The organism is Nocardiopsis sp. NPDC101807 (assembly GCF_044766605.1).
In the GTDB taxonomy this organism is placed as follows: Bacteria; Actinomycetota; Actinomycetes; order Streptosporangiales; family Streptosporangiaceae; genus Nocardiopsis; species Nocardiopsis tropica.
Genome location: NZ_JBIWMK010000008.1, coordinates 242,931 through 262,978, shown reverse-complemented (window position 1 = coordinate 262,978; position 20,048 = coordinate 242,931). Strand labels below are relative to the sequence as shown.

Below are 20,048 nucleotides of genomic sequence, written 5' to 3'. Positions count from 1 at the left end.
GGTCAACGTGCAGAACACCTCCCTGATCCTCGTACTTGGTCGGCGCGCAGCCCACTGAGTTCCTTCTGCTGCGCGCCACCCCTCGACCGCCACAGGGCGGTGGGGGTTTTTTTATTGCCAGGCAGGGATCAGACCCACCAAGCCAGAGCCCCAGCACCGCTCTGGAACCTCGCTGAAGGATCTTGAGATGACCGAGCAGATGACCGGCGCCCAATCGCTGATCAGGTCGCTGGAGCAGGTCGGCGTTGACACTGTCTTCGGGATTCCCGGCGGCGCCATCCTTCCGGCCTACGACCCGCTCTACGACTCGGCCGAGGTGCGCCACATCCTCATGCGCCACGAGCAGGGGGCCGGACACGCCGCCGAGGGCTACGCCTACGCGACCGGCCGGCCCGGGGTGTGCATGGCCACCAGCGGGCCCGGCGCCACCAACCTGGTGACCCCCCTCGCCGACGCCCACATGGACTCGGTCCCGATGGTCGCCATCACCGGGCAGGTCGCGGCCCCCATGATCGGCACGGACGCGTTCCAGGAAGCCGACATCTGCGGCATCACGATGCCGATCACCAAGCACAACTTCCTGGTCAAGAACGTGCGGGACATCCCCCGGACCATCGCCGAGGCCTTCCACATCGCCTCCAGCGGACGCCCCGGGCCGGTCCTGGTCGACATCTCCAAGGACGCCCTCCAGGCCTCCGCCGACTTCGTCTGGCCCGAACGCCTCGAACTCCCCGGCTACCGGCCGGTCACCAAGCCCCACGGCAAGCAGGTCCGCGAGGCGGCCCGCATGATCGCCGAGGCCCGCCGCCCCGTCCTGTACGTCGGCGGCGGCGTCCTGCGCGCCGGCGCCGCGGCCGAGCTGCGCGTCCTCGCCGAGATCACCGGCGCGCCCGTCGTCACCACGCTGATGGCCCGGGGCGTCTTCCCCGACAGCCACCCGCAGTTCGTGGGCATGCCCGGGATGCACGGCGACGTCAGCGCCGTCGGGGCCCTCCAGAAGGCCGACCTCATCGTCGCCCTGGGCGCGCGCTTCGACGACCGCGTCACCGGCAGGCTCGACAGCTTCGCCCCCGACGCCAAGATCGTCCACGCCGACATCGACCCGGCCGAGATCTCCAAGAACCGCCACGCGGACGTGCCCATCGTCGGCGACTGCCGCGAGGTCCTCGCGGACATGGTCGTGGCCGTCCGGGCCGACCAGGAGAAGGGCCGGCAGGGCGACTACGAGGCCTGGTGGCAGCAGCTCAACCGCATGCGCACCACCTACCCCAAGGGTTTCGAGGTCTCCGACGACGGCAGCCTCTCCCCGCAGGCCGTCATCCAGCGCCTGGGCCAGATCGCCGGCCCGGAGGCCACCTACGTCGCGGGCGTCGGCCAGCACCAGATGTGGGCCGCCCAGTTCATCGACTACGAGCGCCCCGGGTCCTTCGTCAACTCCGGCGGGCTCGGCACCATGGGCTTCTCCGTCCCCGCCGCCCTGGGCGCCAAGGTCGGCGACCCCGACCGGGTCGTCTGGTCCGTGGACGGCGACGGCTGCTTCCAGATGACCAACCAGGAACTCGCCACCTGCGCCATCGAGGGGATCCCCGTCAAGGTCGCGGTGGTCAACAACGGCAACCTGGGCATGGTCCGCCAGTGGCAGACCCTCTACTACGAGGGCCGCTACTCCAACACCGACCTCCAGACCTCGCCCCGGGACGAGAAGGTCCGGATCCCCGACTTCGTCCGCCTCGCGGAGGCGTACGGTTGTGTCGGCCTGCGCTGCGAGCGCGCCGAGGACATCGACGCCACCATCGAGAAGGCCATGGCGATCGACGACGCACCCGTCGTCGTGGACTTCACGGTCAACCACGACGCCATGGTCTGGCCGATGGTCGGTCCCGGCGTCAGCAACGACAACATCCAGTACGCGCGCGACATGGCGCCGAACTGGGAACACGAGGACTAAGAGGAGAAGGCCGAACCACCATGAGCAGTCACACGCTTTCCGTTCTGGTGGAGGACACCCCGGGTATCCTCGCCCGCGCCTCCTCCCTCTTCTCCCGCCGCGGCTTCAACATCGACTCACTCAGTGTCAGCACCACCGAGTACCCAGGACTGTCCCGGATGACAATCGTGGTCAACTGCGACCTCCACCCCTTGGAGCAGGTGACCAAACAGCTCAACAAGCTGGTCAACGTCGTCAAGATCGTGGAGATGGACACCACCGCGTCGGTCCGGCGCGAGCTCCTGCTCGTCAAGGTCAAGGCCGACGCGTCGAGCCGCACCCATGTGCTTCAGACGGCCGAGCTGTTCCGCGCGCACGTCGTGGACGTCAGCCCGGACGTCGTCGTCATCGAGGCCGTCGGCGACCCCGAGAAACTCGATGCCCTGGTGAGGAACCTGGAGCCGTTCGGCATCCGGGAGCTCGTCAAATCAGGGCTGGTCGCCCTGGGCCGCGGTCCGCGGTCGATCACCGACCGTTCCCTCCGCACCGTCGACCGCAGCGCCTGAGACCTCCGGCGCCCGGGAGGGCGCCGGAGCCGCGGGCCCTCCCGGTCGGCGGGCGTGAACGACCGTCCGCCGCGACCCCACACGTACGCAAGAACAAGGAGCATTCCCAAGTGGCAGCACAGATGTACTACGACGACGCCGCGGACCTCGCGCTCATCCAGGGCAAGAAGGTCGCCGTGATCGGCTACGGCAGCCAGGGGCACGCGCACGCGCTGTCGCTGCGCGACTCGGGCGTGGACGTGCGGGTCGGCCTCGCCGAGGGCTCCAAGAGCCGCGCCAAGGCCGAGGAGGAGGGCCTGCGCGTCGTCACCCCCGCGGAGGCCACCCGCGAGGCCGACGTCATCATGATCCTGGTCCCCGACCACATCCACCGGGACCTGTACGCCGAGGAGATCGCGCCGAACCTGGAGGAGGGCAACGCCCTGTTCTTCGGCCACGGCTTCAGCATCCGCTACGGCCTCATCAAGCCGCCCGCGGGCGTGGACGTGGCCATGGTCGCCCCCAAGGGCCCGGGCCACCTGGTCCGCCGCCAGTTCGAGGCCGGGCGCGGCGTGCCCTGCCTGGTCGCGGTCGAGAAGGACGCCAGCGGACAGGCCTGGGACCTGGCCCTGTCGTGGGCCAAGGGCATCGGCGGCACCAAGGCCGGCGTGATCCGGACGACGTTCACCGAGGAGACCGAGACCGACCTGTTCGGTGAGCAGGCCGTGCTGTGCGGCGGTACCGAGGAGCTGGTCAAGGCCGGTTTCGCCACCCTGGTCGAGGCGGGCTACCAGCCGGAGATCGCCTACTTCGAGTGCCTGCACGAGCTCAAGCTGATCGTCGACCTCATGTACGAGGGCGGCATCTCCAAGATGAACTGGTCGGTGTCCGACAACGCGGAGTACGGCGGCTACACCCGCGGCCCGCGCGTCATCACCGAGCAGACCCGCGAGGAGATGCGCAAGATCCTCGGCGAGATCCAGGACGGCTCCTACGCCAAGGAGCTCATGGACGAGTTCGACGCCGGCCAGCCGACCTTCAAGAAGCGCCGCGAGGCCGAGCAGAACGAGAAGATCGAGAAGGTGGGCGCCGAACTGCGTCCGCTGATGAGCTGGCTCAAGGCCTAGGGGACCGGGCGAGGACCCGTGAACCGGGGGCAGGTGGACTACACCACCTGCCCCCGTCGGGCTTCCCTACCCGGGCAGTAGACTTTTGATCGGCCGTCCCACCCGATCCGGGCAGTGCCAACCACCTGCGCGATCGGGTCGCACCACCCGAAAAGGAACCGTTGTGCCCAAACCCGCCGTACTCGTAGCGGAAGAACTCTCGCCCGCCGGAATCGCGCTGCTCGAAGAGGACTTCGAGGTGCGCCACGTCAACGGCGCAGACCGGTCCGAGCTCCTGCCCGCCCTCGCCGACGTCGACGCCCTGATCGTGCGCAGCGCGACCAAGGTGGACGCCGAGGCCCTGGCCGCGGCCTCCCGGCTCCAGGTGGTCGCCCGCGCGGGCGTCGGCCTGGACAACGTGGACGTGGACGCCGCCACCAAGGCGGGCGTCCTGGTGGTCAACGCCCCGACCTCCAACATCATCAGCGCCGCGGAGCAGGCCATCAACCTGCTGCTGGCCAGCGCACGCAACACCGCCCCGGCCCACAACGCCCTCATCAACGGCGAGTGGAAGCGGTCCAAGTACACCGGTGTCGAGCTGTACGAGAAGACCGTCGGCGTCGTCGGCCTCGGCCGGATCGGCGCCCTCGTGGCGCAGCGCCTGTCGGCCTTCGGGACCAAGGTCATCGCGTACGACCCGTTCGTGCAGCCCGCCCGCGCGGCGCAGATCGGTGTGGAGATGACCACGCTGGACGAGCTGCTGGAGCGCTCCGACTTCATCACCATCCACCTGCCCAAGAACAAGGACACCCTGGGCCTCATCGGTGACGAGGCGCTGAGCAAGGTCAAGCCGACCGTGCGCGTCATCAACGCCGCGCGCGGCGGCATCCTGGACGAGGACGCGCTGTACCGGGCCCTGAAGGACGGCCGTGTCGCCGGCGCGGGCATCGACGTGTTCGCCAAGGAGCCCTGCACGGACAGCCCGCTCTTCGAGTTCGAGAACGTCGTGGTCGCCCCCCACCTGGGCGCGAGCACCGAGGAGGCGCAGGAGAAGGCCGGAACGCAGGTCGCGCGCTCCGTCAAGCTGGCGCTGTCGGGCGAGTTCGTGCCGGACGCGGTGAACGTGCAGGGCACCGGCGTGGCGGAGGAGATCAAGCCGGGCCTGCCCCTCACCGAGAAGCTCGGCCGGGTCTTCACCTCCCTCGCGGGCACCATCGCCAGCCGCATCGACGTCGAGGTGCGCGGGGAGATCGCCGCCCACGACGTGAAGGTCCTGGAGCTGGCCGCCCTCAAGGGCGTGTTCGCCGACGTGGTCGAGGACACGGTGACGTTCGTCAACGCCCCCCTCCTCGCGAAGGAGCGCGGTGTCGAGGTCAACCTCGTCACCAGCGACGACAGCAGCGACTGGCGCAACCTGATCTCGGTGCGCGGCGTCCTCGCCGACGGCACCCGGGTGTCGGTGTCCGGGACCCTGACCGGCCCGCGCCAGATCGAGAAGCTGGTCGAGATCAACAACTACACCATGGAGATCGGCCTGGCCGAGCACATGGTGTTCCTGGCCTACGAGGACCGTCCCGGCGTCGTCGGCAAGGTCGGCGCCCTGCTGGGCGACGCGGACGTCAACATCGCGGGGATGCAGGTCATCCGGGACCAGGAGGGCGGCAAGGCGCTGATCGCGCTCACCGTCGACTCCGCCGTGCCCGAGGAGATCCTGTCGTCGATCTCGGGTGAGATCGACGCGGACATCAGCCGCCAGATCGACCTGGAGGACTAGGGGCCGGGCGAGCCCCGGAGTCCCGGCGGGGCCGCGCCGCGACCACGGCACGGCCCGGAGGGCCGCTCCCACCGACCGGTGGGGGCGGCCCTCTTCCGTGCGCGGGGCCCGGCGTGCGGTGGCCGGCGCGGGGCCCCGCGAGGAGGGGGAGAAAATCCGTTCCTGTCCACGGATGACGCCTTTTCTGCTTTTCCTCGGGAAATGTCCCGGGTGTGCGCAATGGGTGTGCGGAGAAGGGTCGAAGGGGGATCCGGTCTCGTGTTATGTGAAGGTTATTTCTTTTCCTGTGCAAGGATATCGCTGGTCATGGTGCTCGTGTCCGTCCGGATCCGCGCTTGTGGAGTCCTTCTCGAACGGGTTCGGGTGTCGGCGGGGTCGCTGTCCCGGATTCCGCCTCCATAGTTCGACTCGATGCCGGGGGGATTGAATTGCATTTTCCACGTCGACGGTTCGCGGTGGCGCTGGGGGCGGCCGCGGCGGCCTGGGCGGGAACGCTCCTGGTGCTGCTCGCGTACGGGGTGGTCGACCTCCGGTCCGCGCTCCACCTCACCGCCCTGTCCGGGGCCTTCGGCGCGGTCGCGCTCCTCGCGCTCCTCGTGCGGCGCAACACCGCGCAGCTGCGGTCGCTCCGGCTCAGGTTCGACCGGCACGCGCGCGAGATCGCCGAGATCGCGGGGGAGAACCGGGCCGAGCTCTTCGCCCGGGCCGACGACCTGACCGGCCGCCTCGCACGGATGGAGGAATCGGTGCACGCGCTGTGCGACGCGTCCGCGGGAGGAGGCGGGGGAAGCGCGGTTCCCGCCGCACGGGAGCCGGGGACCCCTGCCGAGGGGAGGGCCCTGCGCGCACTGGAGGAGCTCCTGGGACCCGACGCGCCCATGCCGGCGCCGGGGGAGGACGGGGTCTGCCCCGAGACCGTGGAGCGGGTCGTCAGGGCTGTGCGGGACCGGCGCCCGCACCTGGTGGTGGAGGTCGGCAGCGGAGCGTCCACGCTCTGGCTGGGCCTGGCGCTCCGCCGGTTCCGGACAGGCAGGCTGGTGGCGCTGGAGAGCGACCCCCGGTGCGCGGGCCTGGTCCGGGCCATGGTCGCGGCACACGGGCTCTCCGGGGTCGTCGAGGTGCGCGGCGCCTCGGACCTCGACGGGCTGCACGGCATCGACCTCCTGCACCTCACCCGCGTGACGGGGGAGACGGGGGCCGGCGCGGTCCCGGACCTCTTCGACCGCTGCGCCCCGGGCGCGCTGGTCATCCCCGGAGAGGACCACGGGGCCCGCGGCCCGGGACACGGGAGGGCGGGCGCCGAGCGGTCCGACGCCGTCCTGGGGGCGGCGGCCTCCGCGGACGCGGTGCGGGCCCGGGCCGCCTCGTGACGGGGGGAGAGCTCGCGGACGCCCTGCGCCTGCGGGGCTCCCTCCCCACCCTGGTCTGCCACACCGGCGCCGCGGCCGCGGAAGCGGTCGGGGAGCTCGCCCTCGGCGCCGGGGACAGGGCGGTCGACCTGGACCGGGTCGTCGTCGGTGAGGCCGGGGCGGGGGGCGGGCCGGCGGATCCGCACGCGGGCGTGGTCGCCGTCGTCGCCGGGACGGCGACCGACCTGAGGAGGGCGCTGGTCCCCCTCGGGGTCCTGCCGCCCGCGCCGTTCGTGGTGGTGGTCCTCCTGGAGGCCCCCTCCCACCAGGGGCCTCCGGTCCCGGTGGTGCCGGGGCTGGGGGAGTGGTCGGAGCTTCTGGACCTGCGTGTGCGGCGCCTGGCCGGCGGCGGCTGGTCGTGCGAGGCGTGCTTCGAGGACCCCGTGTCCGTGCACCGGGTGGCGGGCGCCCTGGCACGGGGGGTCGTCGGGGGGAGGCCGGGGGCCGCCCCGGTCCCGGCGGTGTCGGTGCTGGGCGCGGACGCGGGCCTGTGGTGCCCCGGCGGCGCTCGGGTGGCCGACCCCCTCAAGGCGGACGTGGTGCTGAGGGTGGGACCGGCGGAGTCCGGAGGCCCTGTCGTCCCCGAGGGCGCGAGGGGAGGCGGTGTCCGCCGACTGAGCGTGGAGGAGTCCTCGTGGGAGGCCGCCGGGCGGCCGGGCGGCACGGTCCACGGCCGCTTCCGGGTGGAGGACGTGCCGCCCGTCGACGAGCGGACGGTGAACCCGACCGGGTTCGTCGGCCGGGCGGGCCCCAAGGTGGGGCGCCTGGTCTCCCGGGGCGGGCGCTGGGTCCTGGTCTCGGGCGGGTCGGTGCGGTGGCGGGTGCCCGAGGACGGCACGGTGACCGACGCGGACGTCGCCCGGTTGCGTGACCTGCGCGCCGTGGGCGTGGAATGGGGGCGGCACAGCGGTCCGCTGGCGGCGGTGCGGGCGGTGGCGGGACTGGCCGCGGCGGGGGTGCCGCTCTTCGGCGGCCCGGTGCCGCCGTGGGCCCGGTGCCTCGGAGCCGACCTGTGCGCGCTGGTCGCCTCGGTCGGGGCGGACGAACTCGCGGACGGACTGGTGCGGGAGGAGCACAGTGTCCGGCTGCGCCGGGCGGCCCTGGGAACCCACGGCGTGCGCGCCCGGTGGAGGCACCTGGGGGCGGCGGCCGGTGTCGGGGGACCGCCCGACCCGGTGGTGTCGGTGGTGCTGTGCACCCGTCGGCCGGAGATGCTCGGGTTCGCGCTGCGGCAGGTGGCCCGCCAGCGCGGCGTGGAGGTGGAGCTGGTCCTCGGGCTGCACGGGTTCGGCGAGGACGCCCCGGGGGTCCGGGAGGCCACGGCCGCCTTCCGCGGGACCGGCCGGGCCCTGCAGGTCTTCCGGCCCGACCCGGACGCGGTCCTCGGCTCGGTGCTGAACGAGGGGATCGCCCGGGCCAGCGGGTCGACGGTCGCGAAGATGGACGACGACGACTGGTACGGGCCGGACCACCTCGCCGACCTGGTACTGGCGCGCCGCTACTCCGGCGCCGACGTCGTGGGCAGCGCCGCGGAGTTCGTCTACCTCGAGACCCTCGACCTGACGGTGCGGCGGAGCGCCCCGACGGAGTGCCTGTGGCGGCGGGCCGCGGGGGGGACCCTCCTCATGGACCGCGCGGCGCTGGAGGAGGTCGGCGGTTTCCCGCCGGTGGGCACGGCCGAGGACACGGGCCTCTTCGCCGGGATCGAACTCCTCGGCGGCCGTGTCTACCGGGGCCACGGCCTCAACTACGTCCTGCGGCGCAGGGCTTCGGGACACACCTGGGACGTCGGCGCGGGCCACTTCCTCCGCAACGGCGCGGAGCGGCGCCGGGGATGGCGGCCCAGCGCGCTCCTGGAGCCCGAGGCCGGGGACGCCCCCGGAGGGGCGGTGCCGCGGGAGGTCCGCGGAGGGCCGGCCGTGAGGGAGGGGAGCAGGGGATGACGCTCGTCAGGGAGGGTGTCCCCGACCGCAGTGGGCGGCGGGAGCGCGGACCGCGGACGCCGATCCGCTGCAACGACTACTCGGTGCTGGAGCCGCCGCCTCTGGGCGCGTGGGAGCCGGAGCTGGGGGTCGGCGTGGTCGTCCGGGCCTTCGGCGGGCAGGAGAAGCTCGATCTGACGCTGGCGTCGCTGGCCGCGCAGACCTATCCGGCGCGGCTCACGGAGGCCGTGGTCGTGGACGACGGCAGCGACCCCCCGATCCGGCTGCCGCGGGTCCGGCCGGCGAACACGAGGATCGTGCCGGCCCGGCCCGGGGGCTGGGGCCGGGGGCACGCGGTGAACACCGGCGCGGCCGCCACGGACGCGGACGTGGTCCTGTTCCTCGACGCCGACATGATCGCCTTCCGGGACCACGTCGAGGCGCAGATGCGCTGGCACCACCTCGCCGACCACCTCGTGGTCACCGGACACCTGCGGTGCGTCGACCCCGGGGCCGGGCTGCCGAGCCCGGAGGAGGCGGCCGACGCCGTCGGCCGCGGGGAGCCGGAGGCGCTGGTCGAGGGGCCGGGCGAGGAACTGGCGTGGCTGCGCAGGGCCTACGACCGCAAGGAGGCCCTGCGCACCGCCGGATACGAGGCGTTCTCCTACTTCATCGGGGCCACCGGCTCGGTGCGCCGGGAACTGCTAGCCGAGTGCGGCGGGACCGACCCCGAACTGCTCCTGGGCGAGGACACGCACCTGGCGTACCGGCTGGCGCAGCGCGGTGCGGTGTTCGTCCCGGAACTCGACAGCAGCAGCTGGCACCTGGGCCTGCCGGAGATGGAGCTCCGCAAGGCGGAGGGCGCCCGGTACAGGGTCCCCTTCGTCGGCAACCGCGTCCCCCGGCTCGGCGTGCGCCGGGGCGCGGGCGTCCGACAGTGGCAGGTGCCCTGCGTGGACGTGGTGGTGGAGGTGGCGGGGGCGCGGTTCGAGGCGGTGGCGGACACGGTGGAGCGCCTGCTGGGGGGTGACGCGGCGGACGTGCGGATCACGCTGGTCGGGCCGTGGCGGCGTGCGCGCCCCGGAGGGCGCGCCGACCCCGACGGTCCGGACCCCGACACGGGGGCGCTGCGGGAGGCCTTCCGGTGCGAGTCGCGGGTGGTGTTCGCGGAGGAGGCGCCGCCGGCGGACCCGGACGTCCCGTTCCGGCTCCTGCTCCCCCCGGGCCTGCCGCTCGCCCGGCACGCCGTCCGCCGCATGGTGGAGGAGGCGGACAGGGCCCGTGCCGGGCTGCTCCGCGCCGTGGTGCCCGGGAGCGACCGCGGCGGCCCCCGCCTGGAGCGCACCGCGGCGTTCGCCCGGGCCCGTCGGCTGGCGGACCGGCCGGAGGAGGTCGAGGCCCTGGTCGGGGAGGTCAGCGCCGTGCACTGGATCGACGGCGAGTCGCAGCTGCTCACGGAGGAGGACCGGCCGCCCGACCCCCCGGAGGACTGGCGGAGCGCACTGGCGCTCGCCGAGCGGGAGGCCGCGGAGCAGGAGACGAGGGCCGGGCGCCTGGAGCGCCGGTACCGCTGGCTGACGGGCACCCGCGGCGGCAGGTTCGTGTGCCGGATCATCGGATGAGGGGGATCGGCGGTATGGCGGAGACGGCCGGGGCACGGGACCGCGACGGCGCGCGGGCGGGGCGGGCCGGGGCGGGACCCGCACGCCTCCGCCGCGACGACCACCCGGTGCCCGAGCCGCCGGACCTGGGCGGATGGGAGCCGGAGCTGGACGCCGTCGTGGTCGTCCGGGCGTGCGGCGGGCGGGGGAGGCTCGGCCCGACGCTGGCGTCGCTGGCCGCGCAGACCTATCCGGCGCGGCTCACGGAGGTCGTGGTGGTGGACGACGGCGACGGCGCAGCGGTCCGGCTGCCGCAGGTCCGCCCGGGCAACACGCGGACCGTCGCCGCCCGCCCCGGCCGGTCGGGGCCGCAGGACGCGGTACGGGCGGGGGCGGAGTCCTCCCCGGGCGCGGTGGTGCTGTGGCTGGAGGCGGGAACGGAGGTCGGCCGCACCCACGTGGAGGCGCACATGCGCCGGCACCACCTCGCCGACCACCTCGTGGTCCTGGGCGGGACGGCCTCCCCCGGGGCGGACGGGGGGCCGGGGCCGGGGAACGCGGCCGACGAGGGCCCCGGTCCGTCGGGGGGACCGGACAACGCCGGGCACCGGGCCTGGCGCGCCCTCGCCGGGACGGTGTGGTCGGTGCGGCGCGAGCTGCTGGCCGAGTGCGGGGAGGACGGCCCCGCCGCGCTCGCGGGCGGGGAGGACCACCTGGCGTACCGGCTGGCGCAGCGGGGCGCGGTGTTCGTCCGGGAGCCCGCCGCGGAGGCCAGGGGCCCCGGCGGGCCGCGGGGGGACGGCCGGGGGGACGGTGGCGACCGTTTCCGCCGGCTCTGCCTGGAGAACGGGGTCCCGCTCCGGCGCTCCCGCCGGGCCTCGCGCCGCCGGGAGTGGCAGGTGCCCTTCGCGGAGGTGGTGGTGGAGGTGGCGGGGGCGCGGTTCGAGGCGGTGGCGGACACGGTGGAGCGCCTGCTGGGGGGTGACGCGGCGGACGTGCGGATCACGCTGGTGGGGCCGTGGCGGGGCGTGCCGTCCGGCAGGCACGCCGTCCTGGACGATCCGGACGCGGACGCGAGGCTGGTGCGGGAGGCCTTCCGGTGCGAGTCGCGGGTGGTGTTCGCGGAGGAGGCGCCCCGGGCGGACCCGGACGTCCCGTTCCGGCTGCTGGTTCCGCCCGGAGCGCCCGTGCGCCCCCGGGCCGTGGACGCCCTGGCCGCCGCGGCGGACGCGTGCGGTGCGGGCCTCGTCCGCGTACGCGGTGCGGGCGGGCTCCGCCTGGAGCGGACGGCCGCCTTCGCCCGTGCCCGGCGCCTGGGGGCCTCCGGGCCGGACCTCGACGCCGTGGTGGCCGAGCTGTGGGGCGAGCACGAGGTCGACCCGGCCGAGGTCCTGGAGGCGGACCGCCCCGGCGGGGAGGGGCCGCCGGCCGACTGGCACCGGAGGATGAGGCGGGCGGTGAGGGCGGCCGAGCGGCACCGTGCCGCCGCCGACCGCTGGGAGCGCCGTATCCGCGTGCTCGTCCGCGGTTCCGGCGTGCGGCTGCTGCTCGGAGGGACCGCCCGGCGAACGCGTGCGCCGGGGCCCTAGCCGGGTCGGACCGCCCGCTCGGCCTGCGGCGACACCAACATGTCTCACATCGTGGGAATTGCTGGTCATATAGTTGGACATCCGATAATCTGAAGTCCTAGGAGTTGGTGGCGTCGGCTCCACCGCCGCACGCCGCCACCCAGTGCCGCGCCCGCTCCGACCGGGGCCCGCGTCGGCGATTCCGGCAGACGATCCCGCCGGGGGCGAGCTCCTGTTCCGGTGGGCACCGCCGCCCACGTTCCGCGCTCCACCGCCGTTCGGCGCCATCCCGCCGGACCGCGGCCGCCGAGCGCGCGGCGCCGCAGGGCGCAACCGCGAAGGCCCGTGGCCTAGCCGTTTCCGGCGCCGGTCACGCAACGCATCCGGAGGATCGCATGTACGACATGATCGAGTACCCGACCGCGCCCGACCCCGAGGACGAGCTCAACCGCGCCCTCCAGGACGCCCTGAACCGCCGGGCCTGAGCCCGCCGGCCCGCCCCGCGGGCGGCCGTGTTCCGGGGGCCGCCCTGCGGGTCCCGTCCTGCGGGCGGGGTCCCGGGGGCGGTCCGGACCCGCGGCGGGAAATCGCGGGGGCGGGACCCCCCGGGTCTCCCGGGCCGGTAAGGTTGTCTCATCCAGTGTTCAATTTGATCTCACCATCTGAGAAACGCCCGGTGGGGTCGTACCCGAATCAGAGGCAGTCCGTATGGCAGCTCGCACCGTGAAACTGGCCGTCATCCCCGGCGACGGGATCGGCCCCGAGGTCGTGGCCGAAGGGCTCAAGGTGCTGGAGGTCGCGGCCGCCCAGCAGGACCTCGCCGTGGAGGCCACCGAGTACGAGCTGGGCGCGAAGCTCTGGCACCGCACGGGCGAGACGCTGCCCGAATCCGTCCGCGCCGAGCTGGCCGGACACGAGGCCCTCTACCTCGGCGCGGTCGGCGACCCGTCCGTGCCCAGCGGGGTGCTGGAGCGCGGGCTGCTGCTGCGCCTGCGCTTCGACTTCGACCACTACGTCAACCTGCGCCCGGTCCGCCTCTACCCCGGGGTGGCCAGCCCGCTCGCGGGCGTGGGCCCCGAGGACATCGACATGCTCGTGGTCCGCGAGGGCACCGAGGGCCCCTACGCCGGAGCCGGCGGCGTGCTCCGCAAGGGCACCCCCCACGAGGTCGCCACGCAGGACAGCGTCAACACCCGCTTCGGCGTGGAGCGCGTGGTCCGCTACGCCTTCGAGAAGGCCGCGTCCCGCCCGCGCAGGAAGCTCACGCTGGTCCACAAGGACAACGTCCTGACCTTCGCCGGCGAGCTGTGGCAGCGCGTGGTGCGGGAGGTCGGCTCCGAGTACCCGCAGGTCGCCGTGGACTACTGCCACGTCGACGCCGCGTCGATGTTCTTCGTCAACCAGCCCGCACGCTTCGACGTGGTCGTCACCGACAACCTGTTCGGCGACATCATCACCGACATCGGCGCCGCCATCACCGGCGGCATCGGCCTGGCCGCCAGCGGCAACATCAACCCGGACAACACGTTCCCCAGCATGTTCGAGCCCGTCCACGGCTCCGCGCCCGACATCGCGGGCCAGGGCAAGGCCGACCCCACCGCCACGGTGCTGTCCGCCGCGACGATGCTCGACCACCTGGGGGTCCCCGAGGCGGCCCGCCGCATCGAGAACGCGGTCGCCGCGGACCTCAAGACCCGCGCCCAGGGCGACGGGTCGCGATCCACGGCCCAGATCGGCGACGACCTCGCCGCGCGAGTAGCCGAGCAGGGCTGACGCACGTTCCGTCGGCCCTGCCCTTCTCCGAGGCGCGGCCGACGGCAAGGGGCCACCCGCTCGACGGGTGGCACGGTCCCTGGGACCGACACCGGCAGGCGCGCCCGGAACGACCCGAGCGCGCCTGCCGCCGTGTCCGGGCCCCAGGGCCCGCCCTGGCACCGGGTGCGCTCTTCCGCCAGACTGGATTCCAGGTCGGCGGCGCTGCCGACCTGTTGCACCCGAGAGGACCACCGACGACATGAACAACGACACCACCACAGCGGGGTTGACGTTCGACATCCAGCTCTCCGACCGGCGGAAGACCCCGCAGGAGCGGGAGGCACTGCTGGAGGATCCCGGTTTCGGGCAGGTGTTCACCGACCACATGGTGACCATCCGCTACACCGAGGGGCGGGGGTGGCACGACGCCAGGCTGGAGCCGTACGGCCCGCTGAGCCTGGACCCGGCCACCTCGGCCCTGCACTACGCCCAGGAGATCTTCGAGGGCCTCAAGGCCTACCGCCACCCGGACGGCTCGCTCGCGTCGTTCCGCCCCGAGGCCAACGCCGCCCGGCTCAACAGGAGCGCGGCGCGCATGGCCATGCCGGCGCTCCCCGAGGAGCTGTTCCTCGAGTCCATCGACCTGCTCCTCGAACACGACGGGGCCTGGGTGCCGGACAAGGAGTACTTCAGCCTCTACCTGCGCCCGTTCATGATCTCGACGGACGTCGGCCTGGGCGTGAACCACCCGTCCCGCAGCTACCTCTACCTGCTGATCGCGTCCCCGGTCGGCTCGTACTTCTCCGGCGGCGTCAAGCCGGTGACCGTCTGGCTGTCCAAGGACTACACGCGCGCGGCCCCGGGCGGGACCGGCGCGGCGAAGTTCGCGGGCAACTACGCGGCGAGCTTCCTCGCGCAGTCCCAGGCGGTCGAGAAGGGATGCGACCAGGTCGTCTGGCTCGACTCCCGCGAGCACCGCTGGGTCGAGGAGATGGGCGGCATGAACCTGTGGTTCGTGTTCGGCTCGGGCGAGAACGCGCGCCTGCGCACGCCCCCGCTGACCGGCACCCTCCTGCCCGGCATCACCCGTGAGTCCCTGCTGACCCTGGCCCCCGACCTCGGCATCCCGGCGGAGGAGGCCCCCATCTCCACCGACGAGTGGCGCGAGGCGGCCGAGTCGGGGGAGCTCACCGAGGTGTTCGCCTGCGGCACCGCGGCGGTGGTCACGCCCGTCGGGTTCGTCAAGAGCGACGAGGGCGCGTTCACGGTCGGCGACGGCACGCCCGGCCCGGTCACCATGCGCCTCCGTGAGGAGCTGGTGGGCCTCCAGACGGGGCTGCGCGCCGACAAGTACGGCTGGATCACCAAGTTCTCGGGCCGTGACGCCTAGGACGGGATCGCGCGCGGGCCGTCCCGACGGGGGCGGTCCGCGCGGCCCCGGCGGTACGGCCCCGGGGCGGAACGTCCGCTACGAGAAACTTCCGTCTCGAACAATGGGACAATCGGCCGCTGAACACGGAGGACCCGGCCGCCGTGTGGCACACTGACCTCATGCCGTCTCAGGTTCTCATTATCGTGAGGCGCGCCGGCTGACAGACGGACCTCGCCGGCGCGCCGACCTCTCGTGTCCACGGGGGGTCTTTTTTGTTGGCGGGGGCCGGTCGGCCACACCACAGCATCCACCTTCGGGAGTTCCACCCATGAGGAACGACAGTTTCCACGTCTTCGACACCACGCTGCGCGACGGCGCCCAGCGCGAGGGGATCAACCTGCGGGTCTCCGACAAGCTGGCCATCGCGCAGCTGCTGGACGACTTCGGGGTGGCGTTCATCGAGGGAGGGTGGCCGGGGGCCAACCCCAAGGACACCGAGTTCTTCCAGCGGGCTTCACGAGAGCTCACGCTGAGGCACGCGCAGCTCACCGCGTTCGGCGCGACCCGCCGGGCCGGTGTGCGGGCCGCCGACGACCCCCAGGTGGCCGCCCTGCGCGACAGCGGCGCGCCGGTCGTCACCCTTGTCGCCAAGAGTGACGACCGGCACGTCGAGCGCGCCCTGCGCACCACCCTCGACGAGAACCTCGCCATGATCGCCGACACGGTCACCCACCTGCGCGAGCACGGCCAGCGCGTGTTCGTGGACTGCGAGCACTTCTTCGACGGCTACCACCACAACCCCGACCACGCCCTCGACGTGGTCCGCACCGCCGCCGGGGCGGGGGCCGACGTCGTCGTCCTCTGCGACACCAACGGCGGCATGCTCCCCGGCGACATCACCCGCGTCGTCACCGAGGTCCGCGAGGCCACCGGCGCCCGCCTGGGCATCCACGCCCAGGACGACACCGGCTGCGCCGTCGCCAACACCCTCGCCGCCGTGGACGCCGGGGCCACCCACGTGCAGTGCACCGCCAACGGCTACGGGGAGCGGGTCGGCAACGCCAACCTGTTCTCGGTGGTCGGCGCCCTCGCCCTCAAGCGCGGCCTCGACGTGCTCCCCGAGGGCTGCCTGCCGGAGATGACGCGCGTCGCGACCGCGATCGCGGAGATCGTCAACCTCACCCCCGACACCCACCAGCCCTACGTGGGGGTGTCGGCGTTCGCCCACAAGGCGGGGCTGCACGCCTCGGCGATCAAGGTCGACCCCGACCTGTACCAGCACACCGACCCCGCCCTGGTCGGCAACACCATGCGGATGCTCGTCTCCGACATGGCCGGACGCGCCTCCATCGAGCTCAAGGCCCAGGAGCTGGGGCTGGACCTGTCCGGCGACCGGGCGCTGGCCGGCCGGGTCGTGGAGCGGGTCAAGGCCCTGGAGCTCTCCGGGTACAGCTTCGAGGCGGCCGACGCCTCCCTGGAGCTGCTGCTGCGCGAGGAGCTCGGATCCCCGGTCCGCTACTTCGACACCGAGTCGTGGCGGGTCATCACCGAGCGCAGGCCGGGCACGGGCGCCGGCTCCCCGTCCCACGGCTACGAGAGCCTCACCGAGGCCACGGTGAAGCTGCTCGTCAAGGGCGAGCGCGTGATCGCCACCGCCGAGGGCAACGGTCCGGTCAACGCCCTCGACCGGGCGCTGCGCAGCTCCATGGAGGGCGCCTACACCGCCCTGGCCGGGCTGGAGCTGACGGACTACAAGGTCCGCATCCTGGAGGGCACCTCGGGGACCACCGCCATCACCCGCATCCTCGTGTCCTTCAGCGACGGGGCGGGGGAGTGGACCACGGTGGGCGTCGGCCCCAACGTCGTCGACGCCTCCTGGGTGGCGCTCGAACAGGCCGTCACCTACGGCCTCCTCCGACAGGGCTACCCGCAGGTCTGAGGGGACGCGCGGCGGCGGGTCAGTCGTCGGGGTCCTCGTCGGACCCGTCGGCGGGCCCGTTGTCCGGGTGGACCCAGCCGTTGGCCTCGCACCCCTGGAGGCCGAGGGTCTGCTGCTGCATCACGGGGGCGGGCTCGCCCTCGCCGGGGCAGTTGACGTGGCCGTGGCCCAGGGTGTGCCCCACCTCGTGGTTGATCAGGTAGATCCGGTAGGTCTCCAGGTCGTCGTCGAAGTGGGGGACGCTCCCCACCCAGCGGTTCTGGTTGATGATCGCCCGGTTGCCGTTGGCGCAGGAGACGTACCCGTTGGTGTTGAGCGGGGCGCACATGCGGTCGACGGTGTCCGGCGCGGCCAGCAGGACCCGGATGTCGGCGTCCTCGCCGTCCACCCGCTGGAGCGAGCGCTCCCCGTCGTCCCCCCAGCTGCGGGGGTCGCCCAGGATCTCCTCGACGGCGGCCACGAAGTCCTCGGCGTCGCCGGGAAGCCCGTCCTCGACCTCCACGGCGAAGGTCGTCAGGGGACCGTCCCCCATGACGTCGCTCTCGCCCTCCATCACGGTCATCTCGCCGTCGGCGCTGTCGACCTCCTCCTCCACGGAGCGGAGGAGGACGGGCTGGTCCTCGGCCTCCCCGGGGGAGGGGGAGGTCTCCTGGCCCTGCCCCGTGGCGCTGTCCACCTGCCCGGGCTCCTCCGCCGAGGCCCCGGGGCCGTCGGGAACGCCGTCGCCCACCGGGGCGGTGGCGGAGGTCTCCGAGGGGGAGTCGAGGTCGGACGGCGGCGCGGGAACGCTGATCATGAGCACGGCCGAGGCACCCGAGACCAGGCACAGGCCCAGTGCCAGCCCCATCGGGTACCGGCGTCGGCGGTGCCTGGCACGGGACCGACCCGTGGGCGAAGCGGACGTGGGCACGACGAGCAACCTCTCGACAACGGATATCGGACCCAGCATGCCAGAGTTCGCCCGGAGTTCGGGCCAGGCATGCGTCCGGGGAACCCTGGTGTCCCGGAGCTCGGCCGTTGTGCGCCCGGAAGCCCTCGGAGCGCCGCGCCCCGGGTTCCGGTCCTGGCCCACCGGAGTTCCGGACCGAGTCCCGCCCGCACCTCGGCCCCGGCTCGCGGATACGCTTCAACCGCAACAGAGACAACGGGGCTGCTGGGAGGCACCAGGTGCGCATCGCACGGTTCGCCGTCGGGGACGAGGTCGGCTTCGGGCTGATCGACACCGATTCCGACAGTGGGGAGGAGTTCGTCGCGCGGCTGAGCGGACACCCTCTCCTGGGCGACATCAAACTGACCGGTGAGAGGGCCAGGCTCTCCGACGTCCGGCTGCTCTCGCCGGTCCTGCCCACCAAGGTGGTCTGCATCGGCAAGAACTACGCCGACCACGTCGCGGAGATGAAGGACGTCACGGGCGAGTCCACCGACGAGCCCGTCGTGTTCCTCAAGCCGTCCACCTCCGTGGCCGGCCCCCGCGACCCGATCTTCCACCCCTCGGTCTCGGAGCGGGTCGACTTCGAGGGCGAGCTGGCCATCGTCATCTCGCGGCCCTGCCGCGAGGTGCCGCGCGAGCGCGCCAAGGACGTCATCTTCGGGTACACCGTCGCCAACGACGTGACCGCACGCGACCTCCAGAAGAAGGACAAGCAGTGGACGCGGGCCAAGGGCTTCGACTCCTTCTGCCCCATCGGGCCCTGGATCACCACGGGGCTGAGCATCGAGGAGGCCCAGGACCTGGCGCTCACCACCACCGTGGACGGGGAGGTCCGCCAGTCCGGGCGGACCTCGCAGTTCATCCACGACATCCCGGGCATCATCGCCTATGTCACCTCCTTCATGACGCTCCTCCCCGGTGACGTGGTCCTCACCGGCACCCCGGCCGGGGTGGGGCCGGTGCAGATCGGCCAGGAGGTCTCGGTGACGGTGGAACGGCTGGGCACCATCAGCAACCGGGTGGTGGCCCGCGACTGACCGGGTACCGAGGCCGGGAGCCGGCGGAGTACCGTCCCACCACGGGGCCGGCGGCGCGCCGCCGGCCCACGGACCAGCGGAAGGCCCACACGTGACGACCCCCCGACACCGCCGCGCCCGACCCCTCGTCCTCGCGGGCGCGCTCGCGGCCGTGCTACTGGTCGCGGGGACCGCCTACTGGACCGCGGAGCGCGACGAAGGCGGCGAGACCGTACGGGAAGCGGAGGGACCAGTGGACGACCCGCGCCGCATCATGCTGGCGGGCGACTCGATGACCCAGGGCGCCAACGGAGACCGGACCTGGCGCTACCACCTGTGGAACCACCTCGCCCCGCAGGTGGAGGGGCTCGACTTCGTCGGCCCCTACACCGATCCCGCCACCCGGGAGATGATCCTGCCCGTCCCCACGACCGGGGACGAGGCCGTGGAGAGCCCCGCGCAGGACCCGGCCGAGGGCTACGAGGAGGGCGGCGGGGGCGGCGCCCCGGCGGACCGTCCGGAGGAGGAGCCCTCCGGCCCCTCCCCGGAGGAGCCGCAGGAGCTGGAGGGGGTGGTCTGGCCCGGAGCCGACGGCGACCCCGACACCGTCGAGTACCGCGATCCCGACTTCGACCAGGACCACAACGCCCTGTGGGGGCGCACCCTGCGCGACGCCGCGGCCTCCATCGGGGAGGAGGTCAGGGTCCACCGGCCCGACGTCCTGTGCGTCATGCTCGGCGTGAACGACCTGCTGTGGCCCGTCACCATGGAGGAGATGGAGCACCGGCTGCGCGGTTACGTGGAGTCGGCCCGCGCGGGCAACCCGAACCTGCGCATCGTGATCGCCGAGACCCTCCCCATCGCCCTCGCCGAGTCCGACGAGGGGTTCGCGCTGCGGGTCTACGCCTACAACGAGCTCGTCCGCGAGGTCGCCGCCGACCTGTCCACGGACGCCTCTCCCGTGATCAGCCTCGACGTCGCGGGCAGGGAGTCCTGGGACGTGGCCGCCGACACCTACGACGGCACCCACCCCAACGCCGGCGGTGAGACCAAGATCGCCGCGGCGTTCGCGGACGCCCTGGCGCAGGGGTACGGGATCGGTTTCGGCTTCCCGAGGCCCCTGGCGGTCAGGCCCGCGCAGGGGTGAGCCCGCCCGGCCGCCGGCGGACCTCCCCCGGGCCCC

14 protein-coding genes are annotated in these 20,048 nt (G+C 73.3%); 13 read left to right on the top strand and 1 reads right to left on the bottom strand.

Going from position 1 to position 20,048, the window contains the following annotated elements:
- Window positions 1-127 precede the first annotated feature (127 nt).
- The 11 genes from ACIRPH_RS24630 (at window position 128) to cimA (ending at window position 16,918) form a co-directional block, all read left to right on the top strand.
- Entirely contained in the window at window positions 128-1,948 is a 1,821-nt protein-coding gene (locus tag ACIRPH_RS24630) for an acetolactate synthase large subunit (RefSeq protein WP_402918618.1), read from the top strand.
- A gap of 20 nt (window positions 1,949-1,968) precedes the next feature.
- Window positions 1,969-2,493: an acetolactate synthase small subunit gene (ilvN, locus tag ACIRPH_RS24625; protein WP_402918382.1), complete on the top strand. Its 525-nt coding sequence runs from the start codon at window positions 1,969-1,971 to the stop codon at window positions 2,491-2,493.
- Between the two features lie 110 nt (window positions 2,494-2,603).
- Complete coding sequence (ilvC, locus tag ACIRPH_RS24620; RefSeq protein ID WP_402918379.1) at window positions 2,604-3,599, top strand: ketol-acid reductoisomerase; 996 nt, start codon at window positions 2,604-2,606, stop codon at window positions 3,597-3,599.
- A 163-nt stretch (window positions 3,600-3,762) separates the two neighbouring features.
- Window positions 3,763-5,352 carry a phosphoglycerate dehydrogenase gene (serA, locus tag ACIRPH_RS24615; RefSeq protein ID WP_344176499.1) on the top strand — a complete coding sequence of 530 codons (1,590 nt, stop codon included), beginning with the start codon at window positions 3,763-3,765 and terminating at the stop codon, window positions 5,350-5,352.
- Between the two features lie 428 nt (window positions 5,353-5,780).
- Window positions 5,781-6,722, top strand: a complete 942-nt coding sequence (locus ACIRPH_RS24610) for a hypothetical protein (protein ID WP_402918374.1) — start codon at window positions 5,781-5,783, stop codon at window positions 6,720-6,722.
- A complete protein-coding gene (locus ACIRPH_RS24605; protein ID WP_402918371.1) occupies window positions 6,719-8,704 on the top strand; it encodes a glycosyltransferase family 2 protein in 1,986 nt (661 codons plus the stop codon). Before ACIRPH_RS24610 ends, ACIRPH_RS24605 begins: the two co-directional genes overlap by 4 nt.
- Window positions 8,701-10,305 (top strand): glycosyltransferase, encoded by a 1,605-nt coding sequence (locus tag ACIRPH_RS24600; RefSeq protein WP_402918368.1) that lies wholly within the window; start codon window positions 8,701-8,703, stop codon window positions 10,303-10,305. Before ACIRPH_RS24605 ends, ACIRPH_RS24600 begins: the two co-directional genes overlap by 4 nt.
- Window positions 10,306-10,319: 14 nt before the next feature.
- Window positions 10,320-11,873, top strand: coding sequence for a glycosyltransferase (locus ACIRPH_RS24595; RefSeq protein WP_402918365.1), 1,554 nt, complete (start codon window positions 10,320-10,322; stop codon window positions 11,871-11,873).
- A gap of 687 nt (window positions 11,874-12,560) precedes the next feature.
- Complete coding sequence (locus tag ACIRPH_RS24590) at window positions 12,561-13,625, top strand: 3-isopropylmalate dehydrogenase (RefSeq protein WP_402918363.1); 1,065 nt, start codon at window positions 12,561-12,563, stop codon at window positions 13,623-13,625.
- 241 nt (window positions 13,626-13,866) lie between these two features.
- Window positions 13,867-14,997 carry a branched-chain amino acid aminotransferase gene (locus tag ACIRPH_RS24585; RefSeq protein ID WP_402918360.1) on the top strand — a complete coding sequence of 377 codons (1,131 nt, stop codon included), beginning with the start codon at window positions 13,867-13,869 and terminating at the stop codon, window positions 14,995-14,997.
- Between the two features lie 310 nt (window positions 14,998-15,307).
- Window positions 15,308-16,918: a citramalate synthase gene (gene cimA, locus ACIRPH_RS24580; protein ID WP_402918357.1), complete on the top strand. Its 1,611-nt coding sequence runs from the start codon at window positions 15,308-15,310 to the stop codon at window positions 16,916-16,918.
- A gap of 19 nt (window positions 16,919-16,937) precedes the next feature.
- Here cimA and ACIRPH_RS24575 read toward each other — a convergent pair whose 3' ends face one another.
- The gene (locus ACIRPH_RS24575; protein ID WP_402918616.1) at window positions 16,938-17,765 is read right to left on the bottom strand and encodes a DUF3152 domain-containing protein; all 828 of its coding nucleotides are present in this window, start codon (window positions 17,763-17,765) and stop codon (window positions 16,938-16,940) included.
- Between the two features lie 320 nt (window positions 17,766-18,085).
- Here ACIRPH_RS24575 and ACIRPH_RS24570 point away from each other — a divergent pair, with 320 nt between their 5' ends.
- Both ACIRPH_RS24570 and ACIRPH_RS24565 read left to right on the top strand, forming a co-directional pair.
- Window positions 18,086-18,886, top strand: a complete 801-nt coding sequence (locus ACIRPH_RS24570) for a fumarylacetoacetate hydrolase family protein (RefSeq protein WP_402918354.1) — start codon at window positions 18,086-18,088, stop codon at window positions 18,884-18,886.
- A gap of 91 nt (window positions 18,887-18,977) precedes the next feature.
- Window positions 18,978-20,012 carry a GDSL-type esterase/lipase family protein gene (locus ACIRPH_RS24565; RefSeq protein ID WP_402918351.1) on the top strand — a complete coding sequence of 345 codons (1,035 nt, stop codon included), beginning with the start codon at window positions 18,978-18,980 and terminating at the stop codon, window positions 20,010-20,012.
- The last annotated feature ends 36 nt before the right edge of the window (window positions 20,013-20,048 follow it).